18 protein-coding genes are annotated in these 21,461 nt (G+C 51.7%); 9 read left to right on the top strand and 9 right to left on the bottom strand.

The annotated features are described in order from the left end of the window. Window positions 1–57: 57 nt before the first annotated feature. The 5 genes from OGV74_RS22960 to tamA all read right to left on the bottom strand — a co-directional run bounded on the left by OGV74_RS22960 (window position 58) and on the right by tamA (window position 7,854). On the bottom strand, window positions 58–339 hold the full coding sequence (locus OGV74_RS22960; protein WP_003839553.1) for a hypothetical protein: 282 nt from the start codon (window positions 337–339) through the stop codon (window positions 58–60). Beyond that, window positions 340–1,551, bottom strand: coding sequence for a type VI secretion system tube protein TssD (gene tssD, locus OGV74_RS22965; protein WP_060855413.1), 1,212 nt, complete (start codon window positions 1,549–1,551; stop codon window positions 340–342). A 449-nt stretch (window positions 1,552–2,000) separates the two neighbouring features. Beyond that, on the bottom strand, window positions 2,001–2,345 hold the full coding sequence (locus tag OGV74_RS22970; RefSeq protein ID WP_003025723.1) for a gamma-glutamylcyclotransferase family protein: 345 nt from the start codon (window positions 2,343–2,345) through the stop codon (window positions 2,001–2,003). Between the two features lie 2 nt (window positions 2,346–2,347). Then, window positions 2,348–6,124 (bottom strand): autotransporter assembly complex protein TamB, encoded by a 3,777-nt coding sequence (gene tamB / locus OGV74_RS22975; protein ID WP_086504843.1) that lies wholly within the window; start codon window positions 6,122–6,124, stop codon window positions 2,348–2,350. Beyond that, on the bottom strand, window positions 6,121–7,854 hold the full coding sequence (gene tamA / locus OGV74_RS22980; protein WP_003025718.1) for an autotransporter assembly complex protein TamA: 1,734 nt from the start codon (window positions 7,852–7,854) through the stop codon (window positions 6,121–6,123). Before tamA ends, tamB begins: the two co-directional genes overlap by 4 nt. A gap of 212 nt (window positions 7,855–8,066) precedes the next feature. Between tamA and msrA the strand changes: the two genes are divergently transcribed. Both msrA and paeA read left to right on the top strand, forming a co-directional pair. Continuing rightward, complete coding sequence (gene msrA / locus OGV74_RS22985) at window positions 8,067–8,705, top strand: peptide-methionine (S)-S-oxide reductase MsrA (protein WP_003025715.1); 639 nt, start codon at window positions 8,067–8,069, stop codon at window positions 8,703–8,705. A gap of 274 nt (window positions 8,706–8,979) precedes the next feature. After that, a complete protein-coding gene (gene paeA / locus OGV74_RS22990) occupies window positions 8,980–10,320 on the top strand; it encodes a polyamine export protein PaeA (protein WP_048219853.1) in 1,341 nt (446 codons plus the stop codon). A 66-nt stretch (window positions 10,321–10,386) separates the two neighbouring features. Here the strand turns inward: paeA and OGV74_RS22995 are convergent, their stop codons facing one another. Beyond that, the gene (locus OGV74_RS22995; RefSeq protein ID WP_003025710.1) at window positions 10,387–10,593 is read right to left on the bottom strand and encodes a DUF1107 domain-containing protein; all 207 of its coding nucleotides are present in this window, start codon (window positions 10,591–10,593) and stop codon (window positions 10,387–10,389) included. A 328-nt stretch (window positions 10,594–10,921) separates the two neighbouring features. Here OGV74_RS22995 and OGV74_RS23000 point away from each other — a divergent pair, with 328 nt between their 5' ends. The 3 genes from OGV74_RS23000 to OGV74_RS23010 all read left to right on the top strand — a co-directional run bounded on the left by OGV74_RS23000 (window position 10,922) and on the right by OGV74_RS23010 (window position 13,547). Then, window positions 10,922–11,479, top strand: a complete 558-nt coding sequence (locus tag OGV74_RS23000) for a YtfJ family protein (protein ID WP_086504842.1) — start codon at window positions 10,922–10,924, stop codon at window positions 11,477–11,479. Between the two features lie 115 nt (window positions 11,480–11,594). Beyond that, window positions 11,595–12,488 (top strand): TIGR04222 domain-containing membrane protein, encoded by an 894-nt coding sequence (locus tag OGV74_RS23005; protein WP_086504841.1) that lies wholly within the window; start codon window positions 11,595–11,597, stop codon window positions 12,486–12,488. Window positions 12,489–12,494: 6 nt separating this feature from the next. Then, window positions 12,495–13,547 carry a radical SAM/SPASM domain-containing protein gene (locus OGV74_RS23010; RefSeq protein ID WP_071696496.1) on the top strand — a complete coding sequence of 351 codons (1,053 nt, stop codon included), beginning with the start codon at window positions 12,495–12,497 and terminating at the stop codon, window positions 13,545–13,547. 48 nt (window positions 13,548–13,595) lie between these two features. On the opposite strand, the gene cysQ is transcribed toward OGV74_RS23010, so the two are convergent. Continuing rightward, complete coding sequence (cysQ, locus tag OGV74_RS23015) at window positions 13,596–14,336, bottom strand: 3'(2'),5'-bisphosphate nucleotidase CysQ (RefSeq protein ID WP_086504840.1); 741 nt, start codon at window positions 14,334–14,336, stop codon at window positions 13,596–13,598. Between the two features lie 188 nt (window positions 14,337–14,524). On the opposite strand from cysQ, the gene cpdB reads away from it, so the two are divergent. Next, the gene (cpdB, locus tag OGV74_RS23020; protein WP_086504839.1) at window positions 14,525–16,468 is read left to right on the top strand and encodes a 2',3'-cyclic-nucleotide 2'-phosphodiesterase; all 1,944 of its coding nucleotides are present in this window, start codon (window positions 14,525–14,527) and stop codon (window positions 16,466–16,468) included. 97 nt (window positions 16,469–16,565) lie between these two features. On the opposite strand, the gene OGV74_RS23025 is transcribed toward cpdB, so the two are convergent. Then, complete coding sequence (locus tag OGV74_RS23025) at window positions 16,566–16,946, bottom strand: winged helix-turn-helix transcriptional regulator (protein WP_003025698.1); 381 nt, start codon at window positions 16,944–16,946, stop codon at window positions 16,566–16,568. Window positions 16,947–17,036: 90 nt separating this feature from the next. On the opposite strand from OGV74_RS23025, the gene OGV74_RS23030 reads away from it, so the two are divergent. From OGV74_RS23030 to OGV74_RS23040, 3 genes are all read left to right on the top strand, one after another. Beyond that, window positions 17,037–17,885: an SDR family oxidoreductase gene (locus OGV74_RS23030; RefSeq protein ID WP_286521618.1), complete on the top strand. Its 849-nt coding sequence runs from the start codon at window positions 17,037–17,039 to the stop codon at window positions 17,883–17,885. An 81-nt stretch (window positions 17,886–17,966) separates the two neighbouring features. Continuing rightward, on the top strand, window positions 17,967–18,791 hold the full coding sequence (locus OGV74_RS23035; RefSeq protein WP_286521620.1) for an AraC family transcriptional regulator: 825 nt from the start codon (window positions 17,967–17,969) through the stop codon (window positions 18,789–18,791). 76 nt (window positions 18,792–18,867) lie between these two features. Beyond that, the gene (locus OGV74_RS23040; protein ID WP_003025693.1) at window positions 18,868–19,833 is read left to right on the top strand and encodes a DMT family transporter; all 966 of its coding nucleotides are present in this window, start codon (window positions 18,868–18,870) and stop codon (window positions 19,831–19,833) included. Window positions 19,834–19,896: 63 nt separating this feature from the next. Here the strand turns inward: OGV74_RS23040 and OGV74_RS23045 are convergent, their stop codons facing one another. Continuing rightward, window positions 19,897–21,450: a methyl-accepting chemotaxis protein gene (locus OGV74_RS23045; protein ID WP_003844953.1), complete on the bottom strand. Its 1,554-nt coding sequence runs from the start codon at window positions 21,448–21,450 to the stop codon at window positions 19,897–19,899. Window positions 21,451–21,461 lie beyond the last annotated feature (11 nt).

Below are 21,461 nucleotides of genomic sequence, written 5' to 3' on the forward strand. Positions count from 1 at the left end.
GGTCAGCATAACTTATTGAAGCCCCTCACTTTATGAGGGGCTTTTATTGAGATCAATCTAAACAATTAGTTTCAGTTCAGGCTTCGTTTCAAAGAAACGTTCTTGTTCTTGAAAATCTATTAACCTACTAGCCCCTTCAGGTATTTTGGTTCTCGAAATTTTCACTCCAGATTTACAGGTTTCGCACCAAATAACCTTCCAGCCAATATCACCATTATCGAAACCAAAGTATTGATAAGAAAGTCCTTTTTTACCACATGCTGGGCATTCACATGAACTGTAACTACCATCATCTTTTGGTAAGTGCTTCATCCATTCAAGATAGGTCAAAGAGTTCATCTATTTGTACTCCTCTAGCTTTCCGGTCTTATTATTCAGGTAAAATTGCCAAAAGCTATCTTCAATACTATGGGCGGCTTTTTCATTCAATATCAATTCTTTATTCATCTTGATTGCATCATCAGCATATGTATTTGGATGCTTAAAGAGATAGATTTGCATAGTATGTGTTCTTTCATGTCCTAACGTTTTTATTAATTGCTCAATATCCGCAAAAGCATCCGGGTACAAATCAATATCACCACTAGGGTGAGTATAACCATAGATATTCTTACCTTTCAGGTCAGAATCCCTGATAATTCTCACTTTAACTCCCCCCAAGCCTATCCCACCTTCACGTGCAGCCTGTTCAACATAGCGCATCTGCATAGGCACTTTTAGATCTGAAAACACTTCAGTATTGCTAGTCCGACGATATAAATTTTCAGTGGTGTTACTACGCCCTAATGATATGCTCTTGGTTTCAATCCGCCCCAGCTTTTCAAGACTTCTTATCGTCGAACTTAACTCCATCCTCCCAAGCCCATAACCAGCGGCAATAGAGGCAGCCGTAATGGCGACGCCGACCGTTTTCTCATTAAGAATCTGATCGTAGCCTTTGACGGCATCACCACCCAGTTTTTCTGCAGTGTCCCTGAACCCTTCGATGTTACCGTTATAAATCCCTCCAGCCGCCAGCAATCGGCCCACACCTGCACTGTTAAGAGTTTGAGTCTGGGGTTTCGGAATCGGAACAAAAAGCTTATTGTAGTCTGCAGGTAAAGCCAGATAGCTACACTCGGTATTGCTTATCAGGTGCTTACAAAGGATATAATCATAATTTACTGATATTATTTCTGTATCTATCTGGTCTTTTATAACCCTCATCTGAATACTTGATATCGATGCACCTCTGAGCTGAATATAATAATACTTCTCCCATTGACCATATCTATTTATGTGATAAAACCAAAACTCTAGAAACAGGTTTTCATTGTTATTAATCGCATTCATTAATAGTGGTGAGCTTTTATCTATTTGCTTACTGAATGTTAAGTTCTTTAGATTCGTACCTTTACCTGTACTCGCTACTCCTGCAACCAGAGAAAAAACAAATATTTCATTCACATGGTTCAGTTGCCACCGATTACCAACTGAATCAGTTGTGCCACATCCATCAGAAATATCGCCTTGTTGTTCACCAATGAGCTTGAGATAAACAATATTACTCATTCCATTACTATCCTTACCTGGATAATTATTTTTACAGAATGAGAGTGCAACTAAAATAAAATTATTTCTGCTAACGTGATCATATTGCCTTACAATAATCCACGGTGATATTTTGAGTAAAATAATAAATTATATTAATTAACGCTTTATTGAACAGGTATTTTTATGTGATTAAAAAAAGAGAAATGCTTCCTGATAGCCCAGGATTACAGCGACCACCGTATAAAACAACGCCACCCGAGGGTGGCGTGTTATACCTGTCGTCTTTCAAACTGCCTCTGCGTTGGCTTTACTCGGCCTTTGGCCTCGCCCCTTCGGGGTCAGCGTAAGCGCTGTTCAAACTGGCTGTGCCAGTTTGTCCTCGCTCACCCCAGTCACGTACTGACGTACGCTCCTGGGGATTCTCTGCGTCGCCGCCTTGATGCAACTCGAAATCCATCAGGTATATGTTAGTACTGGTCTCTGTCTAACCAGTTACCGCTTTCAATCAGCGTTAAGCCATCAACCGGACGTTGGTACACGTACATCCATGCACTTCCGTACGGCGTTTGAATTAACTGGCGTGCGTATTCACCGCCGCGGGTACGCAGAGCGTCAAGCTCTGCCAGCGTGGCGTTATCAATACGATAAACTTCCCCGTGTACTGTTCCATTTCCCGGAACCGCGCCTGGATAGTGGCCCAGGCTGTACAACTGGTAGTTATCGATACTGAAATTTCCCAGCAACAGGGCATTGGTCATCCAGTGGCTGTTGCCTTGTTTGGTTCGTAAACTGCCGTAGACAAATATTCGCATTGCTAAAACTCGAACTGATAGAGCAAATCAAGTGCCTGATCTACGCCAGACACTGCTTCCAGATATAGCTTAGGCATCAGACGATAACGTAGCGTGAGTGTCGCTAAGGAGTCAAATATACCCACACCATATTTCACCTGCAGACCTGGCAGTACGTATCCGCTGACAACCACCTGAGATGAGTCGCCCACCCCTTGCGTGTCCAGTGCCAGATTGCTTACGCCAAATGTCTCCCCGATTTTACCCACAACCTGACCACTTTGTGCAACCCCCAGACCAATAAGCATTGAGGTCATCGCTGCGCTATCGCTCTGCTCGCTATCCAGCCCTTGTCCGCGTAGCAGGTAGGAAAGTGCCATTTGCTGCGACATTGCCGGGTCAGAGAAGATCTCCGCCTTCGGTTCATCGGCGGTACCAGTGACGCGAACGCCAGCGATCACGTCGTCTTCGGTGGCATCAGGGTTACGAATCGCTTCGATGTTGAGCAACGGCTGATCCGGCGGACCGGAGAACAACAGCTCGCCCTTACGCACAATCAGATCCTGACCATAGGCATGGAAGCGACCGCTCGGAATATTAATTTGTCCGTTCAGCCCCAGCCCCTGCTTATCCTGTACCACTTTCAGGTCGCCCGTCAGACGCGCTTTCAGACCAAAGGCGTCAAGACGCACGTTGTTACCGACGTGGATGTTCAGGTTGCTGTTGATCGGAATGCCAGCAGTCTGCGGTTTCTCGGGCTGCAGATTGTTGTTAAGCATGACCATATCGCTGGAAACCCCAACCGCGCTTTCCGGCAGGTCATGTACCACGATACGCGCCCACGGCACATCTACGTTGCCATCCAGGGTAAACAGGCTCGGCGTGGCTTCAAAGACCACGTCCGGCGAGACATCCAGGCGAACCATCGGCGGCACGGTAATACGTACCCTACTGCCTTTAGCCGCGACGCGCGCCCGCCAGTTGTCTATCTGACTCCAGTCGGCATCGCCGCTCAGGTTAATTTCTCCCTGCTGCGTACGCACCACGCCCGCCAGCGTTGAGCGTGTTCCGGTGAAGTTAACGGCTAACTGGCTTGGCTGCATGTCAAACGGCATAAAGTTACCGTCTATATCCAGACCGCTCAGTTGCAGCTGTCCGAGCAACTGCGGGCTTTGCACATCGCCGCCCAGCCGCAGGTTGGCGTTGATCATCCCTGCCGCTTTTTCACCGCGCGAGAAGATGGGGTTCACCATCGCCAGATTGAAGTTGCGAATATTGACGTTACCGCCCAGATTACGGCGCCCTTGCGGGTCTGTTACCTGCACCTGTCCGTCAAACTGTCCGTTGTTGGTCAGACGAATCAGCCAGCCCAGCTCGGCACGGTTATTGTGCAGGTCGGCGGTGAGATTCAACGTTTCAAACGCCACGGGGAGCGGTGCATCATTCACGCTTTGCGTGACCTTCACGTTACGTCCGCTCAGGGTGACCTGCCCCTGTGGCAGACCCTCTTTGGTGGTGTCCCAACTCACATCGGCTTTACCGGTGAACACGCCGCTGGCCTGGGTTGTCTCCGGCATAAACGGTTTTAGCATCGCCAGGTCGAAGCGGTTTAGATTCACCACCGCGCGCCCTTCCGCGCCCGCATCAATCGTCTGTGGTACGCACAACTCCGCATTCGGGTTGTTCCAGCAGTGCGGTCCGATACTAATTTTTTGTTCCTGATTACGGTAATCCAGCGCGATAGCCCGGTTGAGCGACCACGGACCGACCGGCGTCTGGAAGCGGGTATTGCTTAACTCTCCTTTCCAGCGCTGTTCTTTGCGATCAAAGCTCCCGGCAAGATCCAGTTGCCCGGAAACCGGTTCCCCCTGAATGCGCAACTGCAGCTCGTGCTGCTTTTCACTGCCTTTGGCGTTGAGCGTCACCAGGCCAATATTCACGTCAGGTTGTACAATCCGCTCTACGCGAACATTAAGATTACCGGCGATTTGCTCGGCCGATTTAACATCCCCTTCAACACGTACCTGAGCAACGGAAAGTTCCTGCCAGCGCAGACCACGGGCGGTAATATCCGCCAGCAGCTGTGGTGCTTCAACCGTACCGCGAACTTTTACCAGCCCTTTCGCCGTACCACCCAGCCCCGGCAGCGCGTTATCCAGGCTTGGGGCATCAATCGTCGCGTCGAGGTTGAGGTCTTTAACCCCAAGTTCACCTTTTACGTCCGCACTGTTGCGCCCCAGTTCCAGATGCAGGCCCGGGATCGTCCACTGCAGGTAGCTGTTCCCCTTCAGCGAACCGTTCACATTGACCTTGTTCTGCTTCACGTTGCCGGTCAGCTTCAGCTCGGGAACCTCCATCTGCCAGCTTCCGCCGTACAGACTGCCGCGAGTTTTCACCAGGCCATTCAGTTTTGACGGCCAGTCCGGTATCGCTTTTGCGGTGTTGATACCATCCAGCGTTAGCTCCCCGCGCCAGCTGATCGCCTGCTGCCAGTCCACCAGCGCTTTCAGCTCGGTTTTCCCTTCCAGTGCCGCAACGCTGAGTTTGTCGAGATTGATCTGCTGTTCGTTGCCTTTGGCGTCCAGCGTGATGGTAGCCGGTGGAATATCCTGACCTTTCACGGCGGTACGCATCGACAGCGTATAGTCGGTCATCTTACCGGTCAGTTTGAGTTTGATGTCATCGGCCTGGAACTGTTTCTCACCGGTAAACGGCCAGTAAACCTGCTTACTCACCACCTCAATGTTGAGCGGTAATCCGGCTTCAGCCAGACGCGTCTGTGCACGCAGGTCCATATCCACCGGACCAGACAGATTGACGCCGACTTCCAGCTGCTCGCGCAGCGCGCCGCCGACCTTCAGCTTCACCTTTTCGCCTTTTAACGGGTCGATGTTTAGCGTGCTGTTTAACGTAATATCAACCGGCCACGTGTCGGTCAGTTGCGCTGTGCCGCTGGCTTTTACCGTTCCCTGATTCGAGTCAATGTCCAGCGCGTCGAGCTTCATGTTGCCGTCAATGCTGCTCACTTTTAGCAGCATGCTATGGACCGTTAAATCCGTATCTCCGGTCACGCGCAGCTGCTCGCCGCGAAACTCTTCAATATTGAGATTGAGCGGCAGATGGACATCGGTCATTTCCGGCAGCACCGGCTTTGAGAACAGATCTTTTAGCGTTTCGCCGAGCGGCTTTTCATCCGGCTGCGGGTTTTGAATCTTCGGTTCGACAACCTCTTCCTGCGCCACTTCCGCCACTTTAGGTAGGGCAATCAGTAGCCCCTGTAATGACGTTGGCTTCAACGTCAGCGTTTTTTCCTGCCAGTTCAGGCCGGAGGTAAAATCCAGCACCGAAACCGTGGTGTCATCGATTTTGATATTGATGTTGTTCAGCGCCACGCGCGAAAGCGTGATGGGGTAAGGCGTGGAAAGATTAAGCGGACCGCTCTCTTCTTCCTCAACCGGCGCGGATGGCGGCATCTTTTTGCTGTCGATCGCCACATTGATATTTTTCAGCGACAGATCGTTGACGCACAGACTACTGTTCCACAGGCAGTTAAGCCCCACGGCCAGGTGTACTTCGCCAGCATTCACCGCCACGCCAGGCTGGTCATAACGAATATTTTTCAGTGATAAATCCCGCCAGCCACCGGTGACCTGACCAATCTCCAGCCCCGGAACCCAACGATTAGCGGCTTTGAAGATCAGATGCAGGCCCGAGGTGGTACCGACGAGGAACGCCACCGTGCCTAACAACAGCAGGATAAAAATCAGCACACCGAGGCTTATCTTCTTCCATAAACTCATAATTCAGGCCCCAGACCGATGTAAAACTGTAAACCATGTTCATCTTTGTCACCGACCGGGACGGCAAAGTCGAGCTTGATAGGCCCCACTGGTGATTGCCAGCGTACGCCGACCCCGGCACCGGTTTTGAAATCGCTTCGGCGAATATCGCTGACCGCTTCACCGCTATCGACAAACATCGCGCCCCACCATTTACCGGTCACGTTGTACTGGTATTCCAGCGAGCCAGTTGCCAGCTTGGAGGCCCCTTTCAGCTTGCCGTCGCTACCTTCCGGCGAAATAGATTTGTATTTATAGCCGCGAATACTGCGATCGCCCCCGGCGAAGAAACGCAGGTCCGGCGGTACTTTGTCGAAGTCTCCGGTCTCAATCCAGCCGAGGTTGCCGCGCATCACAAAGCGATGGCGATCGTACAGCGTACGGATCCAGACGTTTTGCGCCTGGAAAACGGAGAAATCAACATCTGACCCCCAGGCGGTGTTGGAGTAATCAATAGAATAACGCTGAGAGTCGCCCCAGACAGGCATCAAGCCGCCGCGTGAACGCGTCCGGCTGATCATCACGCCCGGATAGAGCAACATAGTGGTGTTGGTGACGTTACCCTGGGTAAAGTGGTCGAGGCTCCAGCGCAGGTTAATCGCGCGCTGCCAGCCGCTGGAGAGGTCCCAGTAGCGGGAAACCGCAAGCGTCGTGGAGTCCTGCTCGGTATCGTTTAAATCGGTTCGCTTAAAGCCGCCCTGTACCAGGTAATACTGTTCCAGCGGGTTCTTTAACAGCGGCATTTTATAGCTGAAATCAAGCACCTGCTCTGGTGCCGAGATACTGGCGCTGGTCGTCAGGCTGTGGCCGTAGGAGTTCATCCACGGCTTTTTCCACGAGGTCTTCACCCGTGGTCCAACATCAGTTGAATAACCGACCCCGGTTTCGATGGTGTTTTCGGTGCGCGGTGAGACCACGCCTTTCAGCGGCAGCACTTTGGTTTTGCGGGCTTTATCAAACTCCGGCGCGACGACCACGGAGTTAAACCATCCGGTCGCCGACAGACGACGGTTCAGTTCGCCCAGATCTTTCGACTCGTACTCTTCACCTTCTTTAAAGGGCACCAGATTTTGCAGATACTCATCGCGAATTTGCGAGCCTTCAAAGGTGACATGCCCAAAGCGATAGCGTTCGCCGCTGTTGTAATCGATATCCCAGAACGCCTGGCGGCGCTCAAGCGCTATTCCAAGCTGGCTTTTATTAAATTCACTGTCGAAATAACCTTTGCGCAGCGCCACGCTGGTGAGTGACTTTTTGAAGTTGTCATAGTCCCCCTGATTCAGCACGGTGCCGATTGCCGGGCGCGTTTTCAACAGATCCAGATAATCTTTATCCGTACGCGCGCCACCACGCAAAATCACCTCGGTGCCACCAATCAGCACCGGCTCGCCGGGGGTCACTTTGGCGATCAGCACCTGGCGGCCTTTCGCCGGCGGTGGACGTAGTTCAAAATCAATGGTCGGCTCAAAGTAGCCCAGCGCTTTTAGCCCTTCGCGGATGGCATCATCAACGCGCGCACGAAAGCGTCGGTCTGGAGTGACTTCATCACTTTGAATCGTGGACAGCTGCGCACGGACGTTTTTCTCCAGCGGTCCTGATAATCCTTCGACCTGTAAGCGAACATTCGCGGCGGCGGCGGAGCCACTTAAGCACAGTAATCCCACCCAACATAACTGACGGATATGTGGCACATTTTCTCCTGAATATCCTTTTTTCCCACCCCTGGAAAAAAATACTATGCCGTTCCTCGGCTTAACAAAAAATCAACAATAAGAGTTGAAAAACAGACGACAACCCAAATATTTCTTATGTTTAACTCTAGACGTATTCACGCCGTTTATTGTGGGCAAAGACGCGTCTCGTTACAACCTTAACCCAAATGACTGATTTCGGGAGAACGGCCATGAGTTTATTTGATAGAAAGCATCTTGTTACTCAAGCAGATGCGCTACCTGGACGCAACACCCCGATGCCAGTGGCAACGCTGCATGCGGTTAACCAACATTCGATGACCAACGTGCCCGACGGTATGGAGACCGCTTATTTCGCCATGGGATGTTTCTGGGGCGTTGAGCGTTTATTCTGGTCATTACCCGGTGTATACAGCACGGCAGCCGGATACACCGGCGGCTACACCCCAAACCCAACCTATCGGGAAGTGTGTTCTGGCGACACCGGGCATGCCGAAGCGGTACGCATCGTCTATGACCCGCATGTTATCAGCTACGAACAACTGCTGCAGGTGTTCTGGGAAAATCACGATCCGGCGCAGGGCATGCGTCAGGGGAACGACCAGGGTACGCAGTATCGCTCCGCCATTTACCCGTTAACGCCGGAACAAACCGCCGCCGCACAGGCCAGCCTTGAGCGTTTTCAGGCAGCAATGACCGCCGCAGGCGACGAGCGCACCATTACCACAGAAATCACTACGGCAACGCCTTTCTACTATGCCGAGGACGATCACCAGCAATATCTGCATAAAAATCCTTATGGATACTGTGGTATTGGCGGGATTGGTGTTTGCCTGCCGCCACAAGGATAATCGCCGCCCTCTGGCGGCTTTACAGTACCTTACGCTATACTAGCTTCTGAAATTACCGGTCCACTCCCTTCGGACCGGTTTTCATTGAATATTCCATTGGATTTATACTCTATGGATTTCGAGTTGCAGGCAGGCGGCAAACTCGTGAATCCCCAGGAGCATAGATAACTATGTGACTGGGGTGAATGAGTGCAGCTAACGCACCTGCAGCTTGAAAGACGACGAGTATCAACTTCTCCCTTCCGAGGATCTGACCTGAACGGTCGGATAAGATATGTTAAACAGTATTTTAGTCATTCTCTGCCTGATCGCCGTGAGTGCGTTTTTCTCGATATCTGAGATCTCGCTTGCTGCATCACGCAAAATAAAACTTAAACTGCTTGCCGATGAAGGCAACGTAAACGCACAACGTGTTTTGAAGATGCAGGAAAACCCCGGCATGTTTTTTACCGTCGTGCAAATTGGCCTTAACGCGGTCGCCATTCTCGGCGGTATCGTCGGTGATGCGGCATTCTCCCCGGCTTTTCACAGCCTGTTCTCAAAATACTTCGCTCCAGAGCTGTCCGAACAGTTAAGCTTTATTCTGTCATTCTCGCTGGTTACTGGCCTGTTCATCCTGTTCGCGGATTTAACCCCGAAACGCATCGGTATGATTGCGCCAGAAGCTGTGGCTTTGCGTATCATCAACCCGATGCGCTTCTGCCTGCTGGTCTTCCGCCCGCTGGTGTGGTTCTTTAACGGTCTGGCAAACAACATTTTCCGTCTGTTTAAGATCCCAATGGTGCGAAAAGACGACATCACCTCAGACGACATTTACGCCGTGGTCGAAGCCGGTGCGCTGGCGGGTGTTCTGCGCAAACAGGAGCATGAGCTGATTGAAAATGTGTTCGAACTGGAATCGCGTACCGTCCCGTCTTCAATGACCTCGCGCGAGAATATTATCTGGTTCGATCTCCATGAAGATGAGCAAAGCCTGAAGAACAAGGTGGCGGAACATCCGCACTCCAAATTCCTGGTGTGTAACGAAGATATCGACCACATCATTGGTTATGTCGATTCAAAGGATCTCCTCAACCGCGTACTGGCGAACCAAAGCATGGCGCTGAACAGCGGCGTACAGATCCGCAATACGCTGATCGTCCCGGACACGCTGACGCTCTCTGAAGCACTGGAAAGCTTCAAAACCGCAGGCGAAGACTTTGCCGTCATCATGAACGAGTACGCGCTGGTGGTAGGGATTATCACGCTCAACGACGTGATGACCACGCTAATGGGTGATTTAGTTGGCCAGGGTCTGGAAGAGCAGATTGTGGCGCGTGATGAGAACTCATGGTTGGTTGATGGCGGTACGCCGATTGATGACGTTATGCGCGTGCTGGATATCGACGAGTTCCCGCAGTCCGGCAACTATGAAACCATCGGCGGCTTTATGATGTTCATGCTGCGTAAAATCCCGAAACGCACCGACTCGGTGAAGTATTCTGGCTACAAATTTGAAGTGGTGGATATCGATAACTACAAGATCGATCAGCTGCTGGTGACGCGTCTGGACAGCAAACCTACAGTTCTGGTACCAAAACTGCCAGATGCAAAAGAAGAGGCAAAGGCGTCGTAACGCCTTACAGAAACATCAACGGCTCCTGTCCAGGAGCCGTTTTTTTAACTACTGCCTAGCACTTGATCAAGCCATCTCAGTTTGCAGACGCAAGACCTGACGGTTAACTTCGGACATCACGGAAAAATGCAGCTTGTCCTTCACTTTTGGGATAAGAATCTTACCCTTATCAAATTCAAAAGCGCCTACATCCTTGATATATAACCGTCCACGAAACAGGATCTTCACGTACTTCGCCACCTGCAGCGGGTTGTATCGTTGGAAAATTTTCATTGTTGTCTCCTGCTGAGCATTACGCCTTTGCGGTACCACAATCGGTCCGACAATCCTCAGGCGCAAATTTTAATGCCCTATGACTATAGACTATCTCGTTGATGTTTCCAGCGTGTATAAGTTTATTTACCTTCAGGTTACAATTATTCAGAATTATCTTTTCAACGCTTCGCTGTCTTCAGTATAAGCCTTCATTTTTCGCAGGATTTGTGCGCCCGTCCGCAAACTGGCATCGCGCTTGCGGGAAAAAGCATCAATCGCACATATGATTAAATTCCAGACCCAAGTGGTCGGATCACCTGCAAAATAAAAGAAAGAAGGAAAACCTATGACCTTACGAAAACTGCTGGCGCTGTCGTTTCTGCTGCTGCCGATGATTGCCTCCGCACATAAGTTTGAGACTGACCAACGCGTACCACCGGTGGGGATCGCCGATCGCGGCGAACTGATTCTCGATAACGATAAGTTTAGCTACAAAAGCTGGAATAGCGCGCAGTTGCCTGGGAAAGTGCGAATTGTGCAACACATTGCTGGACGCACCTCCGCCAAAGAGAAAAATGCGACACTGATCGAGGCAATCAAAGCCGCCAACCTGCCGCACGACAAATACCAGACCACCACTATCGTCAACACGGATGACGCCATTCCCGGCTCAGGTATGTTTGTGCGCAGCAGTCTGGAGAGCAATAAGAAGCTCTACCCGTGGTCGCAATTCATTGTCGACAGCAATGGCATTGCGCGTAAAGCCTGGCAACTGGATGAAGAGAGCTCCGCTATCGTCGTACTCGATAAGGACGGACGCGTGCAGTGGGCAAAAGATGGCGCATTAACGCAGGATGAGGTGCAGCAGGTAATTGCCCTGCTGCACAAATTGCTCTCACAATAAATAAACTTCATATATATTGTCCTTTATTCCTCTTTCTCCGTCAAAAACTGGCGGAGAAAGAAATCGCGTGATATAACCCTGACCAACAGTATTAAATCACTAAGGATTAATCACCATGACATGGAGTCTGGGAGCCAACCCAATTATTTCACTGAGTGGCGGTCACTTTTTACTTTTCTATTACACAATAATCATAACATCGCGGTATTATCTTATTTTATATAAGAAAAGTTTACATAAAAAACAATCCACATCCTTAAATGTCAATGAAGACCCTTTTTTTATCGCATGGCTAAAAGATCCCACAATGGGGATCGCCAGGATGGTGATGGGACCACTGCTTGATGAAGGTTACATTATCAGAAAAAATGATCAATGTTATCAAATAACTAAAAAGAAAAAAACGAACACCACGAACTATGAAAGACTCATACTTGCATATTTCAGGAAGCCAAAGAGCGTATTCAGGATAAACAAAGTGTTCACTGGGAAAGATGAAAGTCATCATAAAAAAGCAGAAAGCATGTGTTTGGTTTATAGTAAAAAAGATAAACAAAAAATAATAAAGAGACATAGAATATGTTTGTTATCACTAATGGTGCTTGGTTTATATAAGCTCATAATTGTCATGAATACAGGACACGCTAATATTGGCTATCTCATCTTAACCATATTTGTTGTTGTCCCTGTCGTATTTGCCAGCAGAATAAATATGAATACCGTCACTCTCACCCCCTGCGGACAAGAGTACATTCGGCTTTATCATGACACGTTATTAAACATCACGAACAAGAATCTGCAGCAGGAATGGTTAAGTAAAGTGCTTATCGGTAGCGCTGCTATCACGGGTCTTTATACCGCACAGGCTGCAGCTTCAGATTATGATAATAACAGTTTTATTCACGACACTAGCGATAGCAGTGGCTGTGGCGGCAGTAGCTGTAGCGGCAGTAGTTGTAGCGGTAGTAGCTGCGGAGGAAGTGGATGTGGTGGATGCGGCGGTGATTAATCAAAAATGGTAGCGAATTTTCGTCCTCAACATTTAACAGTCCAGTGGCACATCACAGATAGCTGCAATTTACGCTGTCAGCATTGTTATCAACCCGGGTATGAGGGGAAACGCAATTCGCTCGCTGAACTCAAGGAAATAGCCGAGCAAATATTGCATTTCCACCAGCAACTGGCGGGGTCCTCGCCCTTACCTTTTTTGCTCACGCTAACCGGCGGTGAACCCTTCGCTCATCCAGACTTCATCAAATTACTTCAGTTTTTGCATGAGCATCCGCAGCGCCCGAACATCGCCATCCTCACAAACGGGACGCTACTCACCGAAACGCGTTTAAAACTTATCGCCCCAATGCGCCTGGCTTTTATTCAGTTAAGCGTGGACGGAGACAGCATCATTCATGACGAAATCCGCGGCACTGGCAACTTCTCCCGCGTACTCGAGACAACAAAACGGTTAAAAGCTGAAGGCCGACGTGTGCTCTGGTCTTTTACGGCACACAAAAAAAATATCAGAAGCTTTGCCACCGTTGCAAATATGGCCAGGCGCTATGCGGTAGACCGTCTATGGTTCGATCGTCTGATCCCTTGTCGCGAAAACATACCTGATATATTGGATCAAGCAGAAACTCAGGATTTCTTTCAATTTGCGGCACAGATTAAAAAGAAAATAGAACGTCCCAGTTTTGTGCATCGTTTTTTAAAACCTCAGAGCAAAACTGAAATCTCAATGCTGCGCGCGTTACAATTTCAGCATCATGAATCCGCGCCTTATCGCTGCCAGGCAGGAGCAGGGTTAATCACCATCATGCCCAATGCCGACGTGTATCCTTGTCGTCGTTTGCCCGTTGCGGTAGGGAATATGCTGCAGACGCCGCTGACAGAGATATATCAAAACGCGCCTCTTTTTCGTCAATTGCGCGAATTCACCTGGCCTGCAACGTGCGGTAAATGTCTTTTTAAAACGCAATGCCGTGGCGGCCTTCGATGCCTGGCATGGGCAGTTAATCATGACGCTTTCACCGCCGATCCTGGCTGCCAGTTCGCTGCCCTTTCAGAATGAAAAGAATGGAAGAGGTGCAGCAGGTGATTGTCCTGCTGCACAAATTGCTCAGTAAATAGAAACGCGGAAGCCGGGGTTGAGGAACGATTCACGTGGGGTGTAATCCAGAGGTTTCCCCTGCCAGTCGTGAACGTGCGCCCCGGCTGCGGCGGCAACAGCGTGGCCCGCGGCGGTGTCCCATACGTTAGTGGGCCCAAAACGCGGGTACAGCTGTGCGTGCCCTTCCGCCACCAGACAGAACTTCAACGATGAGCCAATCGACGTGGTCTGGTGCTCGCCCAACTGTTGCAGATACTCTTTTAACTCATTATCGGCATGCGAGCGGCTAATGACCACCAGCGGCGGACGCCCGTCACGAACCTGAATTTGTTTACGTACGCCGCACTCTTCTTTCCACGCTTTACCTTCTGCTGCGCTGTACATCACTTTCATTACCGGCGCGTAAACCACGCCCAGAACCGGCTTTCCCTTTTCGATCAGCGCAATATTGACCGTAAATTCACCGTTACGCTTAATGAACTCTTTGGTCCCGTCCAGCGGGTCCACCAGCCAGTAGCGCTGCCAGTGCTGGCGGACATCCCAGCCAGGAGGCGCTTCTTCAGACAGGACGGGAATATCCGGCGTCAGCGCCAGTAATCCCTCGAGGATAACCTTGTGCGCGGCGATATCCGCCGCCGTGACCGGAGAATCATCCTGCTTGCTGGTAATCTCCATCGGTTTGATTCCATCGTAGACCTGCATAATGGCATCGCCCGCGTTCCGTGCAAGCTGGCATACATGTTCTAGCATTCTCCACCTCGTTTCTGTCAGTGGTGTTAACTCGTTGTTTTACTTATACCCGATCGTCAGGGGATCCGCCAACTGTGATAGCGTCTGCGGTTTTAAACGCTATATTCATGTCATGATTCACAGTTCTGTAAGCAAGAAGATTTATATACATTTTCTTTTGTGGCTTAGATCTTAAAAGGATGCCCCTGATGATTAAGTTTAGTGCAACGCTTCTGGCAACGCTGATTGCAGCCAGCGTCAATGCCGCGACCGTCGATCTGCGTATAATGGAAACCACTGATTTGCATAGCAATATGATGGATTTCGATTATTACAAAGATACACCGACTGAAAAATTCGGTCTGGTACGTACGGCAAGTCTTATCAACGCTGCGCGTGGAGAAGTCAAAAACAGCGTGCTGGTTGATAATGGCGATCTGATTCAGGGCAGCCCGCTCGGGGATTACATGGCGGCCAAAGGGCTGAAAGCGGGCGAAACTCACCCGGTATATAAGGCGCTGAATACCCTGGATTACGCGGTGGGTAACCTCGGCAACCATGAATTCAACTACGGTCTTGAGTATCTGCACAACGCGCTGGCAGGGGCGAAGTTCCCTTACGTTAACGCCAATATCATCGACGTTAAGACCAAAAAGCCGCTGTTTACGCCTTATCTGATCAAAGACACTGAGGTTGTCGACAAAGAAGGGAACAAGCAGACGCTGAAGATTGGCTATATCGGTTTTGTGCCACCGCAGATTATGACCTGGGATAAAGCCAACCTCAGCGGTAAAGTGACGGTGAACGACATTACGGAAACTGCACGCAAATATGTTCCCGAAATGCGAGAAAAAGGTGCCGATGTCGTGGTGGTAGTTGCTCACTCCGGGCTTTCTGCCGACCCGTATCAAACCATGGCGGAAAACTCCGTTTATTACCTCAGTGAAGTCCCAGGCGTGGATGCCATTATGTTTGGCCACGCTCACGCCGTTTTCCCTGGTAAAGACTTTGCCAACATCAAAGGTGCAGATATCACAAAAGGTACGCTGAATGGGGTTCCGGCGGTGATGCCGGGTATGTGGGGCGATCATCTGGGGGTGGTGGATTTAGTGCTGAATAACGACAGCGGTAAATGGCAGGTCACCCAGGCGAAAGCCGAAGCACGTCCGATTTATGACGCGGCAGCGAAAAAATCACTGGCAGCAGAAGACAAAAAAATCGTTGAGATCCTGAAAGCCGATCACGACGCCACGCGTGAGTTTGTCAGCAAACCGATCGGTAAATCCGCCGACAATATGTACAGCTATCTGGCGCTGGTACAGGATGATCCGACCGTACAGGTGGTGAACAACGCGCAGAAAGCCTATGTGGAACACTTTATTCAGGGCGATCCGGATCTGGCAAAACTACCGGTACTTTCCGCCGCCGCGCCGTTTAAGGTCGGTGGGCGTAAGAACGATCCGGCCAGCTTTGTAGAAGTCGAAAAAGGCCAGTTAACCTTCCGTAACGCCGCTGATTTGTATCTCTATCCCAACACTCTGGTGGTGGTGAAAGCCAGCGGTAAAGAGGTGAAAGAGTGGCTGGAATGTTCCGCCGGGCAGTTCAATCAGATTGATATCCACAGCAGCAAACCACAGTCGTTGATTAACTGGGACGGCTTCCGTACCTATAATTTCGACGTGATTGACGGCGTAAATTACCAGATTGATGTATCGCAACCCGCCCGCTACGACGGGGAATGTCAGACCATTAATCCGAAAGCGGAACGTATTAAAAATCTGACCTTTAACGGCAAACCAATCGATCCGAATGCTACCTTCCTCGTCGCGACCAACAACTACCGCGCCTACGGCGGTAAGTTTGCCGGAACCGGCGACAACCACATCGCGTTTGCTTCTCCGGATGAAAACCGCTCGGTGCTGGCCGCGTGGATTGGTGCGGAGACGAAGCGTGCCGGTGAAATTCATCCGGCGGCAGATAACAACTGGCGTCTGGCGCCAATTCACAGCGATACGCCACTGGATATTCGCTTTGAAACATCACCGTCTGATAAAGCCGCGGCGTTTATTAAAGAGAAAAGCCAGTATCCGCTGAAAAAAGTCGCGACCGATGACATCGGTTTCGCCATTTACCAGCTGGATTTAAGTAAGTAATTTTCGTGCCGGATGCGACGCAATAGCGTCTTATCCGGCCTACGAGTCGAAATAATCTGTAGGCCGGATAAGGCGTTAGCCGCCATCCGACAATACTTTACGCCGCCCGCTCTTCCCGCTGCGCTAAAACCTGCGGCAAATTCAGTTCTATCCAGTCCGCCAGCGCGGCGACTTTATCGCTCACCTGCTCACCCAACGGCGTCAAACTATATTCCACGTGCGGCGGTACTACCGGATATGACACCCGATTGATAAACCCGTCCTGCTCTAACGCTTGCAGGGATTGCGCCAGCATCTTTTCACTGACCCCGCCCATCTTACGGCGCAAATCGCTGAAACGGTGCGTACCGTCGCGCAGCGCCACCAGAATCAACACGCCCCATCGACTGGTGACGTGTTTTAACACCTCGCGGGAGGGACACTGTTCGGCAAACAAGTTGCCATCGCGTAACTGCTGGGAGAGCGTCGAAGCTGTCATTTTCATACTAACCTTTTTGTACGTACTTACTAAAAGTAAGTTTAGGTGTTAGCGTGATTAAACACAAGACCAATACCAAGGAGTCACCCCATGATCGCGATTACCGGCGCCACCGGCCAACTGGGCCAACACGTTATTGAATCTCTGCTGAAAACCGTTCCTGCCAGCCAGATTGTGGCAATCGTGCGTAATCCCGCTAAAGCGACGGCGCTTAGTCAGCAGGGCATTACCGTTCGTCAGGCGGATTACAGCGATGAAGCCGCCTTTACAACTGCCTTACAGGGTATCGACAAGCTACTGCTGATCTCCTCCAGCGAAGTGGGACAACGTGCCCCGCAGCATCGCAACGTGATTAACGCAGCGAAAGCCGCTCACGTGAAATTTATCGCCTACACCAGCCTGCTGCACGCTGACACCTCCCCGCTGGGGCTGGCTGATGAGCATGTGGCAACCGAGCAGATGCTGGCTGAATCCGGTATCGCCTACGCGCTACTGCGTAACGGCTGGTACACCGAAAACTATCTCGCCAGCGCACCGGCTGCTCTGGAACATGGCGTGTTTATCGGGGCTGCAGGTGAAGGCAAAATTGCCTCAGCGACCCGCGCCGACTATGCCGCTGCCGCCGCACGTGTCATCAGTGAAGACGGTCACGCCGGTAAAACCTATGAGCTGGCGGGCGACGCAGGCTGGACCCTGAGCCAGTTGGCTGCCGAGCTGGCAAAACAGAGTGGTAAAAAAGTGGTGTATCAGAACCTGAGCGAAGCTGATTTTGCCGCCGCGCTAAAAGGTGTAGGTCTGCCTGCCGGACTGGCGGACATGCTGGCTGACTCAGACACTGGCGCCTCCAAAGGCGGTCTGTTCGACGACAGCCATACGCTGAGCAAACTGATTGGTCGCCCGACCACCCCGCTGGCTGACAGCGTCAAAGGCATCTTGTAAGTGTTAAAAATTAGTTAATTGTGGTGGCATCCCCGCGCATCCTCTCTGATAATGACAGGATGATGCGTGGGGAGAGAAAACGTGCAAGGTGTACCTGAGCAGTTTATTGATGAGAAAGACAGCGCCCGCTTTCGCCATCTGGCGCAGGTGCCGGGCGTAGAGCTGTATCATGCGCACATCTCACGTTACGCCTTTGAGCCGCACACACATGAAGCATTCGGCATTGGCGCGATAGAAGCCGGAGCCGAACGTTTTCGTTATCGCGGCACGCAGTACGTGGCCCCCGCCCACTCCGTCGTAACCATGAATCCCGATGAGCTGCACACCGGCGAGGCCGAAACCGCCGATGGCTGGCGCTATCGGATGATTTATCTTGAGCCCGATCTTCTGGAAGAGGTCACTGGGATCCGCCACTGGTGGTTTCATGACGTAACGCGTCTCGATCCGCTGCGCTCGCGCCAGATCTGCTCGCTGATCCACGGCCTGTGGAACACGGAAGATCCGCTGGCGCAAAAAGGACTATTGCTCGATCTGATCGATACGTTCCAGCCGCTGGCCCGCCATGCACCGGTACTGCCGGAGGGGGCGCATCGCTTTGAACGAGTACGCGAGTATCTGCACGACAATTATATGCATCCGGTCACGCTCGACGAGCTGGCGCGGGTTGCATCGCTGAGTCCCTGGCATTTTCAGCGCCAGTTTAAATCTCATTTCCACGTCACGCCGCACCAGATGTTGATGGCGATCCGCCTGTGGCGAGCCAAAGGTTTTCTCACTTGCGGTATGCCCGCCGCAGAGGTCGCCGCCGCAACCGGCCTCACCGACCAGTCGCATCTCACCCGCGCATTTACCCATCGCTACGGCATTACGCCAGTGCGTTATCAGAAACAAGTCGTCCGGCGTTGATCAGCAATCTCATACAATACGGCGGCATTTTTCCTGCCTACACTCGACGTATTGTTAAGCGATGTGGATATCAAAAATGATTAGCGGTGTGTTGTATGCCCTGCTGGCCGGGCTGATGTGGGGATTAATTTTTGTTGGACCGCTGATCGTACCGGAATACCCGGCGGTATTGCAGTCGATGGGGCGCTATCTGGCGCTGGGGCTGATCGCATTGCCGATTGCCTGGCTGGGACGTGTGCGCCTGCGTCAACTCGGGCGGAAAGACTGGGTAACTGCGCTGACGCTAACAATGATGGGGAATCTGATTTATTACGTTTGCCTGGCAAGCGCTATCCAGCGCACCGGCGCACCGGTCTCCACGATGATTATTGGTACATTGCCGGTGGTGATCCCGGTCTTCGCTAACCTCCTCTACAGCCAGCGTGACGGCAAATTATCATGGTGGCGTTTGTCGCCTGCGCTGGTGTTGATTGGTATAGGCCTGCTGTGCGTGAATATCTCGGAGCTGAATCAGGGACTCCCTGACTTTAGCGGCTGGCGATATGGCTCTGGAATCGCACTGGCGCTGATTTCGGTGGTGTGTTGGGCGTGGTATGCGCTGCGTAATGCCCGCTGGCTGCGCGAGAATCCGGATAAGCACCCGATGATGTGGGCGACGGCTCAGGCTCTGGTAACGCTGCCTGTTTCTCTGCTCGGCTATATTGCCGCCTGCCTGTGGCTGAACGGGCAAACGCCGGACTTCGCTCTGCCCTTCGGTCCGCGTCCAGCCGTGTTTATCGGCCTGATGATAGCCATTGCGGTATTGTGTTCTTGGGTTGGCGCACTGTGCTGGAACGTCGCCAGCCAGAAGCTGCCGACGGTGATCCTCGGCCCGTTGATTGTCTTCGAAACGCTGGCTGGCCTGCTGTACACCTTTATACTGCGCCAGGAATTTCCACCGTTGCTGACGGTAAGCGGTATTACGCTGCTGATGGTTGGGGTAGTGATAGCCGTCAGAGCCAAGCCGCAGAAACCCAGCGTCATGGTGGTTTCACAATCATAATGTGCCGGATGGTGCTCCGCTTATCCGGCCTACTGGATAATATCTTGTAGGCCGGAGCAGACGTTAAACTTTAAACACCGCCACCGTCTGGTTCAACCGTGCGGCCTGCTCTTCGAGCGCGGCTGCGGCGGAAGCGGATTCCTCCACCAGCGAGGCGTTTTGCTGCGTGACGCGATCCATCTCAGCCACCGCCTGACCGACCTGATCGATACCCCGGCTCTGTTCATCAGAGGCCGACGCAATTTCTCCCATAATATCGGTTACCTGGGTGACGGCACTGACAATTTCCGCCATCGTCTCACCCGCTTCATGCACCAGCGCCGTACCGGCATTGACCCGATTCCCTGAGTCATCAATCAACGCCTTAATTTCTTTTGCCGCCTGAGCGCTACGCTGCGCCAGCGTGCGCACCTCACCTGCGACTACAGCAAAGCCACGCCCCTGTTCGCCAGCCCGCGCCGCTTCTACCGCCGCGTTCAGCGCCAGGATGTTGGTCTGGAAAGCAATGCCGTCGATAACAGTGGTAATTTGCGCAATTTTGCTGGAACTGGTGGCGATTTCATCCATCGTACGCACCACGCCATCAACCACGGTTCCGCCTTTCTGCGCCGTCTGTGAAGCATTTTTTGCCAGGCTGGTCGCCTGACGCGCGTTATCTGCGTTCTGTCTCACGGTTGCGGTAAGTTGTTCCATGCTGGCTGCGGTCTCCTCCAGAGAGGCGGCCTGCTGTTCGGTACGTGACGAGAGATCGTTACTGCCAGCGGCAATTTCACCCGCGCCGGTATAGATGGTGTCAGCCCCGTCACGCACCACGCTGACCGTGTTCGCCAGCGCCTGCTGCATGTCGCGGACGTTGCCTGCCAGCAGCGCCATTTCATTACTGCCATCGGCGTTGATGCGGTGAGTCAAATCACCTGCGGCAATATGGCGAATATGTCCCATCACCTCGTGGAGCGGCTTGAGCAGCACTCGCTGCATCGCCAGCCAACTGGCGATAATCACGGTGACGACAATCAACATCACCGCGGACAGCAGCCAGATTATCTTCTGGTAGTCACTCTCATTGTCCTGCACTCCGGCAGTGGCCAGCGCCGTTTGCGCGCTACGCCATTCCCGATAAACTTCCTGCATGGCCGTTTGCTTTTGCTCGGCATTCTGCTTGAACATCTCTTCCAGCTTTCCTTCAGCCAGCAGCGCGTTCATTTTTGCCAGCGTCGCAGAATAGATGCCGTACTGTTCTTCCAGTCGATCGGCCAGATGCTCATCCAGCCCCGGCGTTTCCGGTAGAGCGTAGTATTTATCGTAATGCTCTTTCGATTCGGCCAACAGGCGATTTGCTGTGTTCACCAGCTCCTTCAACTGACCGCCGTTAATCTCGCTGGCCATCGTTCCCTGTAAACGCAGCATGCCCCGGTTGAGCGTGACGCGAGCCTGGTTCAGGCTAATCCACGCATCGGTAAACTCGGCCACGTTCTGGCTGGAAAGTTGAGACACGTTAAAGTTCTGCTTATCGTTATTGAGTGCGCCAATAAAAACGCCCGCGGAGATGAGCTGCATTGCGCCCAGGGCGAGTAACACGGTGATAAGTAAGGTTATCACTTTGATTCGTTTGAACATCTGTAGCCTTT

The sequence above is a fragment of the Citrobacter sp. Cf116 genome, from assembly GCF_030336505.1.
GTDB lineage: Bacteria > Pseudomonadota > Gammaproteobacteria > Enterobacterales > Enterobacteriaceae > Citrobacter > Citrobacter freundii.